18 protein-coding genes, 1 tRNA gene and 1 pseudogene are annotated in these 19,845 nt (G+C 61.0%); 9 read left to right on the forward strand and 11 right to left on the reverse strand.

From position 1 onward, the window contains the following. Positions 1–114 precede the first annotated feature (114 nt). From PKE98_RS19380 to PKE98_RS19390, 3 genes are all read right to left on the reverse strand, one after another. Positions 115–969: a sulfurtransferase gene (locus PKE98_RS19380; RefSeq protein ID WP_271196967.1), complete on the reverse strand. Its 855-nt coding sequence runs from the start codon at positions 967–969 to the stop codon at positions 115–117. A gap of 267 nt (positions 970–1,236) precedes the next feature. Beyond that, positions 1,237–1,312 (reverse strand) — tRNA-Asn (locus PKE98_RS19385). A 96-nt stretch (positions 1,313–1,408) separates the two neighbouring features. After that, a complete protein-coding gene (locus PKE98_RS19390) occupies positions 1,409–2,605 on the reverse strand; it encodes an amino acid aminotransferase (RefSeq protein WP_271196968.1) in 1,197 nt (398 codons plus the stop codon). A 187-nt stretch (positions 2,606–2,792) separates the two neighbouring features. Here PKE98_RS19390 and uvrB point away from each other — a divergent pair, with 187 nt between their 5' ends. Continuing rightward, complete coding sequence (gene uvrB / locus PKE98_RS19395) at positions 2,793–4,808, forward strand: excinuclease ABC subunit UvrB (RefSeq protein WP_271196969.1); 2,016 nt, start codon at positions 2,793–2,795, stop codon at positions 4,806–4,808. Between the two features lie 11 nt (positions 4,809–4,819). Here the strand turns inward: uvrB and PKE98_RS19400 are convergent, their stop codons facing one another. Next, a complete protein-coding gene (locus PKE98_RS19400) occupies positions 4,820–5,923 on the reverse strand; it encodes a DNA alkylation repair protein (protein WP_271196970.1) in 1,104 nt (367 codons plus the stop codon). A gap of 368 nt (positions 5,924–6,291) precedes the next feature. Between PKE98_RS19400 and PKE98_RS19405 the strand changes: the two genes are divergently transcribed. The 5 genes from PKE98_RS19405 to PKE98_RS19425 all read left to right on the forward strand — a co-directional run bounded on the left by PKE98_RS19405 (position 6,292) and on the right by PKE98_RS19425 (position 11,014). Next, positions 6,292–6,420 carry a PA1414 family protein gene (locus PKE98_RS19405; protein ID WP_271196971.1) on the forward strand — a complete coding sequence of 43 codons (129 nt, stop codon included), beginning with the start codon at positions 6,292–6,294 and terminating at the stop codon, positions 6,418–6,420. A gap of 137 nt (positions 6,421–6,557) precedes the next feature. Next, positions 6,558–7,568, forward strand: coding sequence for a DUF2804 domain-containing protein (locus PKE98_RS19410; RefSeq protein WP_271196972.1), 1,011 nt, complete (start codon positions 6,558–6,560; stop codon positions 7,566–7,568). Between the two features lie 118 nt (positions 7,569–7,686). Beyond that, on the forward strand, positions 7,687–8,124 hold the full coding sequence (gene slyA, locus PKE98_RS19415) for a transcriptional regulator SlyA (RefSeq protein ID WP_271196973.1): 438 nt from the start codon (positions 7,687–7,689) through the stop codon (positions 8,122–8,124). 335 nt (positions 8,125–8,459) lie between these two features. Continuing rightward, entirely contained in the window at positions 8,460–10,580 is a 2,121-nt protein-coding gene (locus PKE98_RS19420) for a FimV/HubP family polar landmark protein (RefSeq protein ID WP_271196974.1), read from the forward strand. Positions 10,581–10,717: 137 nt separating this feature from the next. After that, positions 10,718–11,014 carry an Rdx family protein gene (locus tag PKE98_RS19425; protein ID WP_271196975.1) on the forward strand — a complete coding sequence of 99 codons (297 nt, stop codon included), beginning with the start codon at positions 10,718–10,720 and terminating at the stop codon, positions 11,012–11,014. Here the strand turns inward: PKE98_RS19425 and PKE98_RS19430 are convergent, their stop codons facing one another. From PKE98_RS19430 to PKE98_RS19445, 4 genes are all read right to left on the reverse strand, one after another. Continuing rightward, entirely contained in the window at positions 11,015–11,506 is a 492-nt protein-coding gene (locus tag PKE98_RS19430; RefSeq protein WP_271196976.1) for a hypothetical protein, read from the reverse strand. A gap of 121 nt (positions 11,507–11,627) precedes the next feature. After that, positions 11,628–12,521 carry a DMT family transporter gene (locus PKE98_RS19435; protein WP_271196977.1) on the reverse strand — a complete coding sequence of 298 codons (894 nt, stop codon included), beginning with the start codon at positions 12,519–12,521 and terminating at the stop codon, positions 11,628–11,630. 47 nt (positions 12,522–12,568) lie between these two features. Next, a complete protein-coding gene (locus tag PKE98_RS19440) occupies positions 12,569–12,904 on the reverse strand; it encodes a tRNA-binding protein (protein WP_271196978.1) in 336 nt (111 codons plus the stop codon). Between the two features lie 89 nt (positions 12,905–12,993). Beyond that, entirely contained in the window at positions 12,994–13,743 is a 750-nt protein-coding gene (locus PKE98_RS19445; protein WP_271196979.1) for a helix-turn-helix transcriptional regulator, read from the reverse strand. A gap of 139 nt (positions 13,744–13,882) precedes the next feature. Between PKE98_RS19445 and PKE98_RS19450 the strand changes: the two are divergent. Continuing rightward, positions 13,883–14,689 (forward strand): annotated as a pseudogene (locus PKE98_RS19450) (UDP-2,3-diacylglucosamine diphosphatase); the annotation flags it as partial. 77 nt (positions 14,690–14,766) lie between these two features. Then, on the forward strand, positions 14,767–15,804 hold the full coding sequence (locus PKE98_RS19455) for a glycosyltransferase family 4 protein (protein WP_271196980.1): 1,038 nt from the start codon (positions 14,767–14,769) through the stop codon (positions 15,802–15,804). A 138-nt stretch (positions 15,805–15,942) separates the two neighbouring features. Here the strand turns inward: PKE98_RS19455 and PKE98_RS19460 are convergent, their stop codons facing one another. The 3 genes from PKE98_RS19460 to PKE98_RS19470 form a co-directional block, all read right to left on the reverse strand. Then, positions 15,943–17,331 carry an adenylate/guanylate cyclase domain-containing protein gene (locus PKE98_RS19460; protein WP_271196981.1) on the reverse strand — a complete coding sequence of 463 codons (1,389 nt, stop codon included), beginning with the start codon at positions 17,329–17,331 and terminating at the stop codon, positions 15,943–15,945. A 181-nt stretch (positions 17,332–17,512) separates the two neighbouring features. Continuing rightward, a complete protein-coding gene (locus PKE98_RS19465) occupies positions 17,513–18,097 on the reverse strand; it encodes an HD domain-containing protein (protein WP_271196982.1) in 585 nt (194 codons plus the stop codon). A gap of 168 nt (positions 18,098–18,265) precedes the next feature. Beyond that, positions 18,266–18,583 (reverse strand): Mpo1-like protein, encoded by a 318-nt coding sequence (locus PKE98_RS19470; protein WP_271196983.1) that lies wholly within the window; start codon positions 18,581–18,583, stop codon positions 18,266–18,268. Positions 18,584–18,753: 170 nt separating this feature from the next. Between PKE98_RS19470 and PKE98_RS19475 the strand changes: the two genes are divergently transcribed. Beyond that, entirely contained in the window at positions 18,754–19,755 is a 1,002-nt protein-coding gene (locus PKE98_RS19475) for an AraC family transcriptional regulator (protein WP_271196984.1), read from the forward strand. The last annotated feature ends 90 nt before the right edge of the window (positions 19,756–19,845 follow it).

Raw genomic sequence — 19,845 nt, forward strand, 5'->3', positions numbered from 1 at the left:
GGCATCACTCGATCTCCCGATTCGATGAAGCCCTTAAGCCTAAATGCGTTACCTATGTCTCCCGACACCCGTTACCTATGTCCCCCGGCTGAACACGTAACACACCCTACGACGTCAAAGGCCAGTGGCGACGGGGCGGCTCGGGTCGATGATCCATTCGCTCCATGAGCCGGCGTACAAAGGGGCCAACGGGTACCCGGCGAGGCTCAGGGCGAACAGGTTGTGGCAGGCGGTGACGCCGGAGCCGCAGTAAGCTACCAGGCCGTCTACAGAGCGTTCGCCCAGCAAGCCGGCGAAACGGGCATGCAATTGCTCGGCGGGCAGAAAGCGCCCATCGCTGCCGAGGTTATCGGTGAATACCGCGCACTGTGCGCCGGGGATATGGCCGGCCACCGGGTCAATAGGTTCGACCTCGCCTTTGAAACGCGGCAGGGCGCGGGCATCTATCAAGGTGAGCTCCGGGTCGCCTAGCAGCATTTCGAGCTGCTCGGCACTGAACACCAAGCTGTTATCAGCAACGCCCACAAAGTCGCCGGCGGTTCGCTCCGGTACCACGTGATCCAGCGGCAGGCCGGCTTCTTTCCAGGCCTTCAGGCCGCCATCAAGCAGGTAGACATTGTCGCGCTTGCCCAGCCAGACCAGCAGCCACCAGACGTGGGCGGCGAAGGCGCCGGGGCCGTCGTCGTAGAGAATCACTTCGCCGTCGTTGTTCAGGCCCCAGGCGCGCAGTTGCTCGACGAGCGTCTGCGGGTTGGGCAGCGGATGGCGGCCGGTGCGGCCTTTGACGATGGTGCCGGACAAGTGCTGCTCAAGGTCGGCAAACACGGCGCCGGGAATATGCCCCTCGTTGTAACTGCGCTGGCCGTACGCCAGGTCGTCGAGGGCAAAGCGGCAGTCGAGCACCAGGCGCGTGGTGTCTGCCGGGCGGCTGGCGAGTTCGGCGGGGGTAATCAGTTGCGCGAGGGGCATGATGGGCACCTGAAAGGAAATCGGGCGCTCATCATAAACGTAGATGTTGTTTTTATAAGGGGCTGCCAAAAACACGTAGGCATTAAAAAGCCCCGGTCGAAACCGAGGCTTTTGAAGTTGGCTTCACGACCTGGACTCGACAGCGAAGCTGAATGCGCTTTAGCGCTACCCGAAGGGTGAGGCCGCAGGCCGAATAACCTGGGACGACGTCCCGGAGAGAGTCCGACGGGAATAAAAAAGCCCCAGTCGAAACTGAGGCTTTGAAGTTGGCTCCACGACCTGGACTCGAACCAGGGACCCAGTGATTAACAGTCACTTGCTCTACCAACTGAGCTATCGCGGAACAGCTGTCTTGCGACAACGGGGCGTATCCTACTGATTCAAAAGGGGAAGTCAAGCGTGAGCTGGCGTCCCCTTTTGGTTTTTTTCAGTCAATGAATCAGAGCACGTTGGCGATAGCGTGAGTCACGGCGCCGAGGTTGCGGGTGTTCAGCGCGGCGACACAAATGCGGCCGGTGCTGACGGCGTAAATGCCGAACTCGTTCTTCAGGCGCTCAACCTGCTCGGCGGTCAGGCCCGAGTAGGAGAACATGCCGCGTTGCTGAGCTACGAAGCTGAAGTCGCGCTTTGCGCCCAGGGCCGCCAGTTGCTCGACCATGGCGGTACGCATATCGCGAATGCGCACGCGCATTTCGCCGAGTTCTTCTTCCCACAGTGCACGCAGCTCCGGGCTGTTGAGCACGGAGGCGACCACGGTGGCGCCGTGGGTTGGCGGGTTGGAGTAGTTGGTGCGGATTACGCGTTTGACCTGCGACAGCACCTTGGCCGCTTCTTCTTTCGACTCGGTGACGATGGACAGCGCACCCACGCGCTCGCCATACAGCGAGAAGGATTTCGAGAACGAGCTTGAAACGAAGAAGGTCAGCCCCGATTTAGCGAACAGGCGAACGGCTGCGGCGTCTTCTTCAATGCCGTCGCCAAAGCCTTGGTAGGCGATGTCGAGGAAGGGCACATGGTCGCGCTCTTTCAGCACTTCAAGAATGTTCAGCCAATCGTCGGTGCCCAGGTCCACGCCAGTCGGGTTGTGGCAGCAGGCGTGCAGCACGACGACCGAGCGGGCCGGCAGGGCTTTGAGGTCTTCCAGCAGGCCGGCGCGGTTTACACCGTGGGTGCTGGCGTCGTAGTAGCGGTAGTTCTGCACCGGGAAACCGGCGGATTCGAACAGCGCGCGGTGGTTTTCCCAGCTTGGGTCGCTGATGGCGACCACGGCGTCTGGCAGCAGACGCTTGATGAAGTCAGCACCGATTTTCAGCGCGCCGGTACCGCCCAGCGCCTGGGTGGTGACCACACGGCCTTCGGCCAGCAGGGCCGAATCAGCACCGAAAATCAGTTTTTGCACGGCCTGGTCGTAGGCAGCGATGCCCTCGATCGGCAAGTAGCCGCGCGGTGCGTGTGCCGCAATGCGGGCTTGTTCGGCTTGAGCGACGGCACGCAGCAAAGGAATGCGGCCTTCTTCGTTGCAGTAGACACCCACGCCAAGGTTTACCTTGGTGGTGCGGGTGTCGGCGTTGAATGCTTCATTGAGACCAAGGATAGGGTCACGCGGAGCCATTTCGACGGCAGAGAACAAACTCATGATGCGGGAGCTCGAAGAAGAGGGTGGTAAACCAAAACAACCGCCTTGCAACGCAGGTGCTAGGGGTTGCGCAAGTGGGCCGCTAGTATAGCGACCAAGGTTGCGTGGGGCGATAACGTCTGCACGCATTTCGCCAGGTTTGACGTAGGGTTTTTCGCTGCGTCACAGCCTTTTGTCGAGGTAAGTAATGTCGCAGTTTCAATTAGTGACCCGTTTCCAGCCCGCTGGCGATCAGCCAGAGGCCATTCGACAAATGGTGGAGGGCCTGGAAGCCGGGCTGTCCCATCAAACCCTGCTGGGCGTAACCGGCTCTGGCAAAACCTTCAGCATCGCCAACGTCATCGCCCAGGTGCAGCGCCCGACGCTGGTGCTGGCGCCGAACAAAACCCTGGCCGCGCAGTTGTATGGCGAGTTCAAAAGCTTCTTTCCGAATAACTCGGTGGAGTATTTCGTTTCCTACTACGACTACTACCAGCCCGAGGCCTATGTGCCGTCCTCGGATACCTTTATCGAGAAAGACGCCTCGATCAACGACCACATCGAGCAGATGCGCCTGTCCGCCACCAAGGCGCTGCTTGAGCGCGCGGACGCGATCATCGTCACCACCGTGTCGTGCATCTACGGCCTGGGCGACCCGCAGTCGTACCTGAAAATGGTGTTGCACCTGGACCGTGGCGACCGCATGGACCAGCGCGAGCTGCTGCGCCGTCTGGCCGATCTGCAATACACCCGCAACGACATCGACTTCGCCCGCGCCACCTTCCGGGTGCGCGGCGATGTCATTGATATCTTTCCGGCGGAATCGGACCTTGAAGCCATTCGCGTCGAGCTCTTTGATGAGGAAATCGAAAACATTGCCTCGTTCGACCCACTCACCGGTGAAGTGCTGCGCAAGTTGCCGCGCTACACGCTTTATCCGAAAAGCCACTACGTAACGCCGCGGGAAAACCTGCTGGATGCCGTGGAGCACATCAAGGTCGAGCTCAAGGAGCGCCTGGATTACCTGCGCGCCAACAACAAATTGGTGGAGGCGCAACGCCTGGAGCAACGCACTCGTTTCGACATCGAAATGATCGTGGAGCTGGGTTACTGCAACGGTATCGAAAACTACTCCCGCTACCTGTCTGGCCGCGCTTCAGGCGAAGCGCCGCCGACGCTGTTTGACTACCTGCCGGCCAATGCCTTGCTGGTGATCGACGAGTCTCACGTCAGCGTGCCGCAGGTAGGCGCCATGTACAAAGGCGACCGCTCACGCAAGGAAACCCTGGTGGAATACGGCTTCCGTCTGCCGTCTGCGCTGGATAACCGACCCATGCGCTTTGACGAGTGGGAGTCCATCAGCCCGCAGACCATCTTTGTGTCCGCCACCCCAGGCCAATACGAGGCTGAGCATGCAGGACGGGTGATCGAGCAAGTGGTGCGACCGACGGGCCTGGTCGACCCGCAAATTGAAGTGCGCCCGGCCCTTACCCAGGTCGACGACCTGCTTTCGGAAATCAAGAAACGCGTGGCCATTGAGGAACGCGTGCTGGTGACCACACTGACCAAACGCATGGCCGAAGACCTCACCGACTACCTGGCCGACCATGGCGTGCGCGTGCGCTATCTGCACTCGGACATCGACACCGTGGAGCGGGTGGAGATTATCCGCGACCTGCGCATCGGCGCCTTCGACGTGCTGGTGGGCATCAACTTGCTGCGTGAGGGGTTGGACATGCCCGAGGTGTCGCTGGTGGCAATTCTCGACGCCGACAAGGAAGGCTTCCTGCGCTCCGAGCGCTCGCTGATCCAGACCATCGGCCGCGCCGCGCGCAACCTCAACGGTCGCGCCATTCTGTACGCCGACCGCATCACCGGTTCCATGGAGCGCGCCATCGGCGAAACCGAGCGCCGCCGCGACAAACAGATCGCCTTCAACCTGGCCAACGGCATTACGCCAAAAGGCGTGAAGAAAGATGTGCAGGACATTCTCGAAGGCGCCGTGGTACCGGGCTCACGCAGCAACAAGCGCAAAGGCATGGCCAAGGTCGCCGAAGAAAACGCGCGCTACGAAAACGAACTGCGCTCGCCGAGCGAAATCAACAAGCGCATCCGCCAGCTCGAAGAGAAGATGTACCAACTGGCCCGCGACCTGGAGTTCGAAGCGGCAGCACAAATGCGCGACGAAATTTCCAAGTTGCGGGATCGCTTGCTGAAGGTCTGACGGGGCTTGGGTTACGGGATCAGATCAAATCCCGTGCTACCCAGCCGCTCTCCATTGACCAGCACATGGACTGCGTGGTGACCGTAGTAGTGCTTGCGGGTGGTCAGTTCGCGGATCTGCTGGCTGCGGCTCACCACCACCACGGCACCAGGCGCCAAGTCGAGGGTTTTCAGCTTGAACACCTTGCTGGCGCTCTTGCCCGAGGCTTTTACGTAGTCGATGGCGTAGTCCACCACTAACCGCTGCGCTGCTGCGCTGGTGGATTTGAGGGTGAACGACAAGGTCATGGTCTGGCCCAGCTGGAGCTGCTCGGGCGTAACGGCAAGTGCTGTCAACGCCACTTGCGCCGGCTCGCCCGCACCGAGCAAGGCCAGGGCGCGGCGGTTGCCCTGCTTGATCAGGCTGCGCAGGGCGTGGCGGATTATCCAGGCTGTGCGCGGGTCCGCCGGCGACCAGTTTCCCAATTGGCTCAGCAGCAGGTCGGGGTGGTCTTTGCTGATGTCGTTGAGGTGGTTGGCCACCGACTTGCGTACGTACAGGCTGGAGTCGGCCTTGAGGGTTTCCAGAATCGGCCAGGCCAGCAGCGGATCGGCTTGCAGGCGCGCCAGGCGAAATGACCACGGCAACCGTGGCCGCGGCCCTTCGCTGGCGAGGCGGCGAATGTGCTCGTGGTCGTCGTTGGCCCACGCGTGTAGGTAGGGCAGGGTGCGCTCCAGGTCGGCCAGCAGGAAATGGCGAATGGCGAATTCCGACGAGCCGAAGCAGGTGAAGTATTTCAGTGCTTGCATCGAGAGGTCGAAATGGTCGCGGCCATAACTGGCGACAAAGTGGGGCAGGCACAGGCAGACAAAGCCGCTGTTCAGTCGCGGGGCCAGGTCTTGGAGAATGGCCAGGGCGGCGGGAAAGTCGGCGGGCAAGGTAGCGTGTAGGCTTTCGCTAACACGCGCCATTCGCTGCATCACCGACAGCGCATCCAGCCCCTCACTGGCCAGGGCCACAAAGCGTTTGCCGGGGAATGCCGGATACACGGCCTGGGTCTGTTCGGCGATATGACGCAGGCGTTCGCGGTTGAAGATTTCCTTGAGCGCGGGCGCGCTGGTGTCGGTGGCGCTCATAAGAGTCCTGGTGGGCAAAGGCAATCAGGCGAGTCTATCGAGTATGTAGGACATACCGTACATCGGCTAACCCACAAATTTCGCTCGTTAAGCCCTGCGCGAAAGTGGCGCGGCGCTTGGGTTGGTGCCACTCTCAGCGTACAGCCAAATGTTTCACCGGGCTGTACGCGAAACATGCGGTTGCCACAGATCAAAGCACAATCGCTTTCAATAGGCGTAATCTGATCATAAGGTCGGGTAAGTCCTAGGAAGCATGGCCTTCGTGGTATGCCAGCGTGACTGTTTTGGGCTAGAGCGCTTGAGTTCCGAGGATGACGGCCGCATATAAAGAGGCGACCGCCCACTCGCTGTTTAGAGAGGAACAAACGATGAAAATGTGGCTACGTACTTTGGCCTGGAAACTGTCCGTTCTGTTGGGCACTACCCGTCTGCAACCCATCCCTATTCCCACCGAAGAACAGCAACGCCGAATGGCCGCGCAACGGCGCAGACGCTAAGCGCTCGCCGGTTTCTCATCAGCCCGGTGGTTGCCGGGCTGGCCGATTTTGTCGCCTGCCCTGGCGCTCATCGTCACTCCGGTCTGTTATACCCAGTGCTAGCATCCTCGGCTATTTCCGGGGGAGCTGCGCATTCGATGGACCGTCTGATTCAGGCCAATGGCCAACCGCATTTCGGCATTTTTCTTCAGGCGGTTGGTGAGGTTAACTACCGCGATTTCGACTTCCGCTCGCCCATGGGCCGTCCGCGCGGCGCCTTGGCCAAATGGCGGCGCTTTCACCAATTCCAATATTTCGGCCTGATCAGCGACCAGTTGATCGGCGGCTGCGCCCTGGCCAACCTGAGCCTGGCCGGTATCGGTTTTGTGTACCTGTTTCACCCGGCCAGCGGCCGCATGATCGAGCGTCAGTTCAAGCTGCCGCTGGGCATCGGTACGCGGTTTTCCCAACATCCCAATTCCGGCGTTTGCGAGTTGCGCAGCGGCAAGAACCTGCTGCGTCTGGAAAACCACGGCAGCGAAAAACGCCTATCGGTCGAGCTCGACGACGGCACCCGCATCGAGGCTGCCTTCAATGAGCTGGAACCGGCATTCCAGCCGATGTGCCTGAACACGCCCACGGCTACCGATGGTTGGGTGTATGCACAGAAGGTCGCGGGCGTGCGTTGCCAAGGCAGTGTGCAGAGTGCGCTGGGTCGTTTCGACCTCGCTGCCATCGATGCCTTTGCCCACCACGACTGGTCAGCCGGCTATATGCGCCCGGAAACCTTCTGGAACTGGGCCTGTTTGTCGGGCCAGGCAGGCGGGCAGCGGGTGGGGCTCAATCTGTCGTGCGGGGTAAATGAAACCAGCTTTACCGAGAACTGTTTTTGGCTCGACGGCGAGCTTATCAAGGTGGACACGGTGCGCTTCAGTTACGACCGCAATAACGAAATGGCGGCGTGGCGCATCCAGTCGTTCGACGGTCAGGTCGATCTGCATTTCGAAGCCCGCGGCCTGCATAAGGAGCGGTTGAACCTCGGGTTTATCGCCAGTAACTTCAAGCAGATTTTCGGACAGTTCCGAGGCGAGTTGCGACCCAATGGCCGTCCAGCCCTCGTAATTGATGGCTTATGGGGGTTTGTCGAGGACCAGTACGTCAAGTGGTGATGTGGGTACTTTCCTTGCTACGAACGTACTAAGTCTTACAACTCAACGTCTTCCACTTTGGTTTCGGTTATGGTTAGCTGGCTAATTATTAGTTTTAGCTGTGATGCCGAGCCCTTCTATGCCCCACACCGATCAACACCGTTTTGGTATGCAATTGGCCCAGCTGTCGCGCTCCTGGCGCGCCGAACTGGACCGCCGTCTCGCAGGCTTGGGCTTGTCGCAGGCGCGTTGGCTGGTGCTGCTGCACCTAGCGCGTTTTCATGATGAATTACCCACCCAACGCGAGCTGGCGCAGAGCGTCGGCGTAGAAGGGCCCACCCTGGCGCGCTTGCTCGACAGCCTGGAAACCCAGGGGTTGGTCAGCCGCCAGGCGGTGGCTGAAGATCGTCGCGCCAAGAAGATTTGCCTGAATGACTCGGCCCGGCCATTGATTGAACAGATTGAAGCGATTTCCAGCCAACTTCGCCTGGAGTTGTTTGATGGTATTGATGAAGACGAAATACGCCAGTGCCAATTAGTACATGCGCGCATTCTCGCTAATCTGGAAAAGCGTTAACTCCCGCAAGTAGTGGGGCAGACCAAGAGTGTCGTCCCCACCCGCCCAGTGTGCTTTGTAAGCTTTTTGACACCTTCGTCTCAAATTCCCTAAGTGCATCTTTTCTTTGCCATTTATTTGACTGTTTTTCCTTTCTTTTGCGTATCATGGCCAAATGCCGGGTTAACTACGTCACAAATTGCGAAACGTGACCATACTCTTAGGCTGGGGCCTACACGGATGTTTCTCCCCCATTCAGTCTTTTGCTAAACCTTTTGTTAGCACCACAAAACTGGAAGTGCGTGAATACTTGCGCGGTGGTGTGAACATGGAGCGGTAGTTACCGGGAGGCGCCGATGGTTCAGGTTCGACATTTATTGCTGGGGTTGGCCTCGGGCTCGGCTTTGTATTCTGGGTTGGTGTCTGCCCTGGGCCTGGGCGACATCACCTTGCATTCGGCACTCAACCAACCGTTGGTGGCTGACATCGAGTTGCTGGAAGTAGGCGACCTCACCGCCGCCGACATGAAAGTGCGTCTGGCCTCCGATGCCATGTACGCGCGCTCGGGCGTAGACCGCATCATCTTTCTCAACGACTTGCGCTTCACCCCCATGTTGCGTGGCGGCAAAAGCGTGATTCGCGTGGTATCGAGCAAACCGGTACGCGAGCCTTACCTGAACTTCATCGTCGAGTTGGCCCGGCCCAATGGCCAGCTGTACCGCGAATACACCTTGCTGCTCGACCCGCCAAATTCCTCGGCTTACAACAGCGTTGCCGCTACACCGGCAGCTTCTGCGGCGGCTTCGAGCAAGCCGCGCGCCAGTGCGCCGGCAGCACCGGCCAAACCCCGCGAAGTGCCACCAGCCAAGCTTGGCAAGCGTTATGTCGTGGCCAGCGGCGACAGCCTGTGGACCATCGCCACGCGCCTGCGCGCTCAGGGCAGCAACGCTTCGCAGCAACAGCTGATGGACGATATCCACGCCCTCAATCCGCAAGCCTTTGGCGGCAATGACATGAGCCGCCTGCAAGTGGGCGCCAATCTGTTGCTGCCCGATGCCGCGCCTGTTGCCGCCACACCAACCGATGCGGCCGAGCCGCCGCCCACCTTGAGCGTGGTGGATGACGCGCAGCCGGTCCCATTGCCAAGCACCCCGCTGGACCCGCAGGCCGAGATGATCGTGCAGATGCAGCGCCGTTTGGACAGCGAGCTGGCTCAACACGCGGACGAAAACACCAAGCTGCAACAATCCCTGGCTGACTTGCAGGTTCAGGTGCAGCAGTTGATGGAGCAATCTGCGGCCAAGGACCGGGAGCTGGCTGAGCTTAAAGCTAAGCTCAACGCCCAGCCGCCCGTTGCCCCTGCTGCCGATACCGACGCTCGCAAACTGCCGCCTGCCGTTGTTGCGCCCACTCCGGCACCGGCCGAAACCAATACTTGGCTCGGCGTGGCCTGGGGCCTGGGCGGTTTGCTCGTGCTGGCCTTGCTTGGCTTACTGTTCTGGCGCCGCAGCCGCCAGGAGCCTCAGCCCTCGCCGGTGGTCGTGGTAACCCCTGTACCGACGGCCGATGATGACGATGAGTTTGAGCTGGACGACATGGTCACTCCGGCCGCCGAGGTTGCCCCCGTTGCGGCTGCGCCGAGGGTAGCCGCCGCTATTGCCGAACCGCGCCCGAGCACTCCCAGCGACACCCTCGAAGGCGCCAATATCTATATCGCTTACGGCCGTTTCAGTGAAGCCGCCGCCAGCTTGCGCCGTGCCCTGGACGCTGAACCGCAGCGCAGCGATATTCGCTTCCGCCTGCTGGAAGTATTGGCGCAGTTGGGGGATGCCCGCGGCTTTCAGCAGGAGGAAGAAATTCTGCTCGACGCCGGTTATGCCGACGCGCCCATTGCCCAGCTCAAGGCCCGCCACCCCGACCTGCTTACCCGCCCGCAAACCGAGACGGCGCAGTTCGATGTGCTCGACGACGTGGTGCTGGAACTGGACGATGTGCAGCCGCTGGCCAGCGCAGCGCCGCCCGAGGACGATCAGTTCAATCTCGACGACTTCTCCCTGGACCCCGACTGGGACGTGATCAGCCCGTTTTCCGCCAGCGCCCGCAACAAAGCCGAGGCGGCGAACAAAGCCAGCAACGACGGCGAGCCGGCCGCCGACCTTGGCCAGGCCGTAGACGTGCTCAGCCCGTTCTCGAACACTGCCATGGTGGTGGAAGAAACCCACGACGAAGGCTGGTTTGGCGAAGGGCTGGATGATGACGCCTACCTAAGCCAACCGCTGGTGGAAGAGGGCGCTTCGTTGGGTGACCTGGACCATCTGGAAGCGCGACGCGACAACCTGGCCAAGTTCAACCAGGCGCTGGCGTTTATCGAACAGGGTCACCTGGAAAGCGCCTGCGACATCCTCAATGAGTTGATCAATGAGGGTGATGAGGAGCAGAAACGCGAAGCCTCTAAGCTCTTGGCAAAGATCGCTTAAGCGTTTGGTTTTTCGAACACCGCTCGCCGCGGCATTCTGAGTCTCGCCTGCGTGAGGGCAATGGAGTTAGCTCCCGTCATCCCCGCTCAGACGGGGATCCAGAATGTTGTGCCGAACACCCTCTTCCAAGGCACGTCATGACCCCAAAACCCGAAGTCACCATCACCTACTGCACCCAATGCCAATGGCTGCTACGCGCTGCCTGGCTGGCGCAGGAGTTGCTGTCCACGTTCAGCGATGACCTGGGCAAGGTCAGCCTGCAACCGGGCACCGGTGGCGTGTTTGTGATTACCTGCAACGGTGTGCAGATCTGGGAGCGCAAGGCCGACGGTGGTTTTCCCGAGGCCAAGGTGTTGAAGCAGCGCGTGCGCGATGTGATCGACCCGCAGCGCGACCTGGGCCATAACGACCGGGCCGCGCCAGCGGCAGACTGATCAGTTGATGCTGTAACCGCGCCCGTTCAGGCAGGCGCCCAGCGCGCGGCGGTAGTAGTCGGCAGCGCTTTGCGCAGGCGCCACGGTGGCGCTGGCGGGGTCGAAGCCGCTCTGGCTGACAGCCCAGCTGTGGCATTCATAGCGATCGCGGGCCTGCTGGTCGGCGGTCTGGCCGCGGGCCGGGTAGGCGATGACGTCGTAGCTGGTTGGTGGAACCGTCGCCACGGTTTGCGGTGCTTGCACCACGACGTATTCCTTACGATCGGCGTTCCACATGTAGTAGGAGCCGGCTGCGAGGAAGTACAGCGCGCTGCCAATCCACAGTTCACGCGCCGCATCCGGCAGGCCATGGCCGTGGCCGGGCCCGGGGCCGCCCCAGCCAGGGCCTGGGCCGCCGGGGCCACCCGGACCGCCACCAGGGCCGGCCAACGCCGGCAGCGTAATCAGGGCTAATAACAGGGCGATGCCCGAGCGGGGCAGTGAAGCGGTCATGTGGGGACTCCGATAGGTCTGGCGGCGCTTTGCGGCCGGTGTCCATTATCGAAGTGCCGGTGCGGCGTGGGTGTCAGGCCTGGGTAAAACCTGTGTAAACCCCTTGGTACATTTGCTTAGCTCAAGGCCGTGCGGCCTGGGCGTCCACCGGCTCCACGGCTTTGCCATCGCCCATGCGCGCCGAGAGAAAGATGGCGAAGATAATCAGGGCGCCGCCGGCCATCATCCGTACGGTCGGGGTCTCCGAGAAAATCAGCCAGGCGAAGGTGATGCCGTACACCGGCTCAAGCGCGAATACCACGGCGGCGGTGCGCGCCTTGAGCACATCCAGGCTGGCCACAAACAAGCTATGTGCCACGCCGGTGCAGAACACGCCGAGCAGCGCGATCCACAGCCAGTTCATGGCCGACACGCTGGCAAGTTCCGGCGCCGCAAACGGCAGCAGGCACAGGGCGACCACCAGGTTCTGACACAGCGCCGACTGCACCGGCCCGACCTTGCCGGAGCCGGCGCGGTTGACCAGCGACAGCAGCGCAAACAGCAAGCCCGAGAGCACACCCCAGAGCAGCCCCGTGGTGGCGCCGCTGGCCAGATTGAACTCGGGGGTGACCAGCACCAGGCCGATGCTCACCAGGCACACCAGCACGATTTCGTTGCGGCGAATACGCTCGCGGAAAATCAGCCCTTCGAGAATCACCGTTAGCGCCGGAAAACTGGTAAAGCCCAAGGTGGCGATGGCCACACCGGCGACCTTCACCGAGATAAAAAAGCTCACCCAGTGCCCGGCCAGTAACACGCCACCCAGCGTCAGGCGGCCCCAGTCATTGGCTCGCAGGCGTTGCCACGGAATGCGCGCAATCAGCCCGGCAAACGCCGCCAATGCCAGCACGGCAAACAGCGCGCGGCCAAACACAATCATGCTCGGCGTGGTGGTGGCGAGTTTGCCCAGCACCCCGGTGAAACCGAACATCAGGGCGCCGCAATGCAAAGCGGTAAGGGCGGAGCGGTGGTTCATGCTGGTCCTTGTCGGTGTGCTGTAGTGCTTTTGTGCAGGAGCGGTGTTTACGCCAGGCGTGCGCCGTTAGGCAAAGGCTGTTCGAAGGTGGCCAAGACTACCCGATTTTCCGCGTCATACGCGCCGGTTACCAGCACCTCGGAACGTACGCCGGCAATGGACTTCGGCGCGAAATTGCACACGCACAGCACCTGCTTGCCGATTAGGCTGGCAGCGCTGTAGTGGTCGGTAATCTGCGCACTGGAAGTTTTCAGGCCCAACGGCCCAAGGTCGATTTGCAGCACGTAGGCGGGCTTGCGCGCTTTGACGTTGGGCTCGGCATTGAGCACCGTGCCAACACGCAGTTCCACGCGCTCGAAGTCTTGCCACTCGATGGTCGCCATTGCCCACTCCCGATTGCTGAACGATCGCCGCAGTGTAGGGAGCGCCGCTCGCACTGTCTGTCGCCAGGCTCGCGGTTATTGTCGTCAGCCTATTGCTGGCGGCGCAGTTGCCGGGGTGTGGTGCCGTGGTGGCGGGCGAGGGCGGCGGTAAAGGCGCTCTGAGAGGTGTAGCCCACTCGCTGGGCAATTTCGCCCACGGCCAGTTGGGTATCGCGTAGCAGTTGCAGGCCGTGTTGCAGGCGCCGCTGGCGCACGTAGTCCATGGGCGTTTGCCCGGTTTGCTGCAGAAAACGTGCGTGAAAACGTGCCGCCGACAGACCGCTCACGCGTGCGAGGTCAGCCACTTGCAGCGGGTGGGCGGCATGCCGGTCGATATAGCTATCGAGGCTGGCCAACGGCAGTTCGCCGCGCTCGGCCAGCGGTACAGGCGCGCTGGCGATGCTCGCCAATAACAGCGCGGCACCTTGCTGGGCAATCACCGGGTCGTGAATCGGGCTCTGCACCAGCCAGCTCAGCAACTGCTGTTGCGAGGTGCCGAGGGTCAGGGTTTGTGGGCTGTCGAGCAGGCGTTGGCTGGTGGCAGCGTGGCTGCCGAGGCGGCTGTGCAGCCAGGCGCTGTCGGGCACGTCGAACACCATGCAGTCGCTACCCTCACGGCTTTCGCAGGCGTGGTGCGAACCGCCGGGGATCACTAGCAATTGCTGGCCGCGCAACAAGCTGCCATAGCCCTCCACCTCGAATTCCAAGCGCCCGTTCAAGCCGAAGACGATTTGCGCGTGCTCGTGGCTATGGGCGATCAGCTCATCGCTGTAATGACGCAGGGACAGTATCGAGTGCATGGAAAACTCCTCGGCAGAGAGGCGCAGTTTACCTGTGCAAAGGTCGCAGGAAAGGGTTGTCATCAGTTTGCCTTGCGCCTGTAATACGCAGGTCACCGCCGGGCCTCACTCTCCGATAAACCCTGCCGGAGGCCGCCCCATGAGCAGTGCTCAGCTCGCAAAACCCAGCCGCAAGCAACGTGTCCGCACCCTGTGGATTTCCGATGTGCACTTGGGTACCAAGGATTGCCAGGCCGAACACCTGGCGCAATTTCTCAAGCGCTACCAGGCGGACAAGGTGTATCTGGTAGGGGATATCATCGACGGCTGGCGCCTGCGCAGCGGCATCTTCTGGCCTCAAGCCCACACCAACGTGATTCGCCGTCTGCTCACCATGAGCAAGCGCGGCACCGAAGTGGTGTACGTCACCGGCAACCACGACGAGTTTCTGCGTCGTTACTCCAAGCTGATTCTGGGCAATATCCAACTGGTGGATGAAGCCGAGCACATCACCGCTGACGGGCGTCGCCTGCTGGTGGTGCACGGCGATCAGTTCGACGTGATCACCCGCTACCACCGCTGGCTGGCCTTTCTCGGCGATTCGGCCTACGAATTTACGCTCACCCTCAACCGCTGGCTCAATCACTGGCGGCGCAAGTATGGCTACGGCTACTGGTCGCTGTCGGCGTACCTCAAGCACAAGGTCAAAACGGCGGTGAACTTTATCAGCGATTTCGAAGAAGCCATTGCCCATGAGTGCAATAAGCGCGGCTTCAACGGCGTGATCTGCGGCCATATCCACCATGCCGAAATTCGTCAGATGGGCGAGGTTGAATATATGAACTGCGGCGATTGGGTAGAAAGCTGCACGGCGCTGATCGAACACCTGGACGGCAGCATCGAGCTGTATCGTCTGGCCGATGACCAGGCGCGACAAGCGCAGATCGCCGAGCTGGAACGGGCAGCGGCGGCCGTGGCGGGTGCTGCCGTCGGCGTGGCGATGGCCAGCGAGGCAGCCAGCGCCACGGCGCGCGAAACCGTTGTATGAGGATATTGATCGTCACTGATGCCTGGTCGCCGCAGGTAAACGGCGTGGTCACCAGCTTGCAAGCGTTGATTGCCGAGCTGCGTGGCCTGGGGCATCTGGTCAAGCTGCTGTCGCCTGCCGACTTTCGCCATGTGCCGTGCCCGACCTACCCGGAAATTCCGCTGGTGTGGGATGTGTGGAATGTGGGCGCAGCGATTCGTAACTTCCGTCCGGACTGCGTGCACCTGGCCACTGAAGGGCCGTTGGGCTGGACCGCGCGGCGCTGGCTGAAAAAGCGCGGGCTGGCATTCTCCAGCGCCATTCATACCCGTTTTCCCGAATACGTACACACCCGCTGGCCGCGGATTCCGCTGGCGTGGGGGTACGCCTACCTGCGTCGTTTTCACCAACCCAGCCAGGCCGTGTTGGTCACCACCGCACGCTTGCGTGCCGAGTTTCAGGGCTGGGGCTTGCAACGGCTACAGCTGTGGCGCAAAGGCGTGGACCTGGGGCGTTTCCAGGCCACGGTTGAGGTGCCCAGGCGCCTGGTGTTCCTTTACGTGGGGCGGGTGGCGCCGGAGAAAAATCTGGAGGCCTTTCTGCGCCTGGATCTTCCTGGAGAAAAACAGGTTATCGGCGACGGCCCGCAGCGGGCGGAGCTGCAGACGCGTTATCCGCAGGTCAGCTTTCTTGGTTACCAGCATGGCTCGGCACTGGCCAAGGCTTATAGCGAAGCCAGCGTATTGGTATTTCCGTCGCGTACCGACACCTATGGGCTGGTGATGCTTGAAGCCTTGGCCAGCGGTACGCCGGTGGCAGCGTTCCCGGTGCCGGGGCCGCTGGATGTGCTGGAGCAGGGTGTTAGCGGGGTGATGGACGAGGATTTGCGCAGCGCTTGTCTGGCGGCTTTGAGCCTGGACCGGCAGCGGTGTGAGCAGGCGGCGCAGAAATTGTCGTGGCGGGCGTCGGCGCTGGAGTTTCTGGTGCAGCAGCCGTTGTTGGATGGCGAGTTGGTTGAGGTGGGCGCTGAGAAGGTTGTGGAAGCTACCGCTTGAACCACATTCCAACACCGTCATTCCCGCGCAGGCGGGAATCCAGAATAGTCGTCACAGCGGAAATTCTGGATCCCCTCTGGTCGTAGTGCTGGAGGGTGAGGGACCTGCGCGGGGATGCCGGTAGAGTGGGCGCGGTTGTTAAACAATCACCTTGTCGCGCAACTTCTCCGCCGCCAGGTTCAGCGCCTGAATCACCCGCTCCTTGTCGTAGTTCTGAATGCCGTTGGTATCCAGGTACATGGAGAACCCCGGCAGTTCATGCTCGACATAGCTGGAAGCCGCGCCCAGGTCGCGGCGGAAATCCACCACCTGATAAATCTGCACCGGGCGGGTAAAGCCTTTGACGGTGATCTGACCCTTGTCGCGGCACATGATCACGTCTTTGACCAGCGAATAGGTTTCGTGGGAAATCAGAATTTCACCCGACTCGGCGGCACTTTCCAGGCGGCTGGCCAGGTTTACGTCGCGGCCGATGATGGTGTAGTCCATGCGCGTATCGGCGCCGAAGTTGCCCACGGTGCAGTAGCCGGTGTTCAAGCCCATGCGGATTTCAAGCGGCTTGGTAATGCCCTGGGCGCGCCATTGCTGGCGTAGCACTTTCATGTGTTTGCGCATGGCAATGGCCATGGACACGGCATTCACCGCGTCTTTTTTGGCGCCCTGGCTGGACGGGTCGCCAAAGAACACCATCACGCAGTCACCGATAAATTTGTCGATGGTGCCCCCGTACTTGAGGGTGATTTTCGACATTTCGTTGAGGTAGGTGTTGAGCAGGTCGGTCAGGGCTTCGGCTTCCAGCTCTTCGGACAGCTCGGTGAAGCCTTTGATGTCGGAAAAGAACACCGTCAGCTTTTTGCGTTGGGTTTCCAGGCGCACGGCTTTCTTGCCGCTGAAAATCGACTCCCACACCTGTGGCGACAGGTATTTGGCCAAATTGCGCGCCAGGCGGGCGGCTTTTTCCTGCTCACGTTTGATTTCGCCACGGGCGACGTCCAGCCGCAGGCCCTGTTGGTGCACAAAGTAAGCGGTGATGCAGATATACAAGGTACTGAACAGCACGCTGATTACCGATACCAGGGTCGGCGTGGTGGTTTTCAGCTCCGGTTGCACCAATACGCTGGTCAACACCATGGCGCTGACGGTTATCAGCAGCGCCAGGCCCAGGTAGCGCAGGCCGCCGATGATCAGCGCGCTGAACACCAGGGTCAGCACGATCATCAGGCTCGGCACCGCCGAGAAACCCAGCAGGGTTACTGCCGCACCGCTATGCAGCGCATCGATGAATAAAAGAACCAGATTGGTTTGCCGCGGGTGGTCGTGTTTGAAGCGTTGGCTCAGGTGGTGCGCCAGATGGGGATAGAGCAGGGCGTAGGGCACCATCCACAGGATGTTGTAGCCGAAGTAGTTGGTAAACGTGCCGGCCGCAATGCTGGCGGCCATGGCAATGTAGGCCAATACCCGCGAGTAGTACTCGCGAAGAGGCAAAGACGGTAAGTCAATGGGGCGCTCGATACTGGCTGACTTCATAGCGTTGACACGATCCCTGCTGATTTTCTGACGTCTCTGTAGGACGCCTTCGCTCTCTGCAAAACAGAGGCCATGCTTTAGATTGGTGGGGGATCATAACCAGCAAAAGTTTCAGCGCCAATAGCGCCCGCTGAAAGGCCGGAACCAGGGGCTCCGGCGGCTTTCAGGTGGCTTTATGCCATTACTTGGCGTGTTCGGTCGCAGCCTTGTAAACGGAGTTTTTCGGCTGGGCAAAAACCCGGCGCAGCATGGGTTCGAAAAACTCCAGCGGCAGGTGCTCGTATTCGGGGTCGAAGGCGGCGGCATCGTACTTGGCGCAGAACTCGATGGTCGGCAGGTATTGCGGGTGGTCCTTGAATTGCTCGCGCAGCAGTCGGTCCATGCCCAAGTGGTGGAAGAAGTAGTAGCCCTGGAAGATGCCGTGCTTTTCCACCATCCACAGGTTCTCTTCGCTGACAAAGGGCTTGAGCATCGCCGCCGCGATATCCGGGTGGTTGAAGGTGCCCAGGGTGTCACCGATGTCGTGCAGCAGTGCGCACACCACATATTCCTCGTCACGGCCGTCGCGGTGGGCGCGGGTGGCGGTTTGCAGAGAGTGGGTGAGGCGGTCGACCGGAAAACCACCAAAATCGCCGTCCAGCAGCTTGAGGTGGGTCATCACGCGGTCCGGCAACTGCTTGGCGAAGGCCATAAAGTCCTGGGCGATGATGGCCCAGTCTTCGGCGGTGCCGTCTTTCATATGGGTAAAACGGGCGTGTGCATTCATCAGGGTTCTCCGCGTTTTTATTGTTGTTTGGATAGAAAACTAATTCCCTTCTTAACGTGCCGCAGCGAAGGCCAGGCAAGGCAAAAGAGGTGAGCAAGCGCAGTTGGCTGCAGCCAATGAGCATTGCGAATCTGTCTTTGACGCCGCCTGGCCGAAGAGGCGGCGCGTTTAGAACGGAATTCGGCCGGTGAAGGCGTCTTTGAGCATCACCCAGTCGCCGGCGAGGCTCCAAAGTGGGTAATCGAATGTGGCAGGTCGATTCTTCTCGAAGATGAAATGCCCGACCCAGGCAAAGCCATAGCCGGCCAGCGGCATCGCCAGCAGCCACAACCACTGCTGCGTGAACAGGGCGTAGCCGAGAATGCTCAGCACCAACAGGCTGCCTACGTAGTGCAGGCGACGGCAAACGGGGTTGCTGTGCTCTTGCAGGTAGTAGGGGTAGAACTGCGCAAAGCTGGTGAAACGTTCGGCGGCTTGCGTGCTCATGGCACACCTCCTGTTTTTGTAGGTTGTAGGTAGGGCACGGTGAAACAAAGTGTAGGCCGAGTGTCTTCGTGGGCCAGTGACAATCAGCGCCACTTTGTTATCTTTGCGCACGTTGCGCGTTGGCGCGGCAACCCATTCTTGCCACAAGAACCTAGAACAAGAATTCCTGCATGAGCGAACGTACGACTTCTTCGAGTTGGGTCCTGGCCATCGTCAATGGCCTGGAAATGGGTGGCGTCGATTGCCGTCAGCTCTTTGCCGAACTGGGCCTGGACTACGAGGCCTTGACCGACCCCGACGCGCGTTTTTCCCAGGATGGCATGACCCGCCTCTGGGGGCGTGCCGTGCAGTTGTCGGGTAACCCGGCCATCGGCCTGAACCTGGCCAAGGTGGTGCGCCCGGCCTCGTTTCATGTGGTGGGCTATGCGTGCATGTCCAGCCGCAGCCTCAAAGAAGGCTTCACCCGACTGGTACGGTTTCAGCGAATTATTGCCGAGGGCGCCGACCTCAACTTCCGCCCGTTGCCCGAAGGCTACGCGCTCACCCTGGCCATCCACGGCGACCGCCTGATTCCGGCGCGCCAGAGCGCCGAGGCGTCGCTGGCCTACACCCTGGCGTTCTGCCGCTGGATTACCGGCAAAGAGCTGCGCCCGCTAAAGGTGTGTTTTCAAGGCGAGCCGCCGGCTGACCTGGCGCCGTACCAGCAAGTGTTCCAGGCCCCGCTGCAATTCAACGCCGAGCACTACGCGCTGGTGTTCGAACGCGCCGACCTCGACGCGCCGATTCCCAGCGCCAACCCGGCATTGGCACAGTTGCACGACCGCTTCGCCGGCGAATACCTGGCGCGTTTCTCCGAAAGCCGCATGACCCATCAGGCCCGCCAACTGTTGTGCCGTTTGCTGCCCCAGGGTGAACCCAAGCGCGACACCGTGGCCCAGGCCTTGCACTTGTCGCAGCGCACCTTGCAGCGGCGTTTGCAGGAGGAGGGCACCAGTTTTCAGCAATTGCTGGACGACACTCGCCGCGAGCTGGCGGTGCAATACCTCGCCCAGCCCGATTTGACGTTGTTGGAAATTGCCTACCTGCTGGGCTTTGCCGACCCCAGCAACTTTTTCCGCGCTTTCCGCCGCTGGTTCGACAGCACGCCGGGTGAGTACCGCGCGCAGATGTAGGGGGAATACTGTCGCGATCTACCTGCGAACCGCCGTTGTCCCCGCGAAGGCGGGCTCCCAGTGTGGTGTGACGTGCGATGTTAGCTGGCC

The sequence above is a fragment of the Pseudomonas turukhanskensis genome, from assembly GCF_027922365.1.
In the GTDB taxonomy this organism is placed as follows: domain Bacteria; phylum Pseudomonadota; class Gammaproteobacteria; order Pseudomonadales; family Pseudomonadaceae; genus Aquipseudomonas; species Aquipseudomonas turukhanskensis.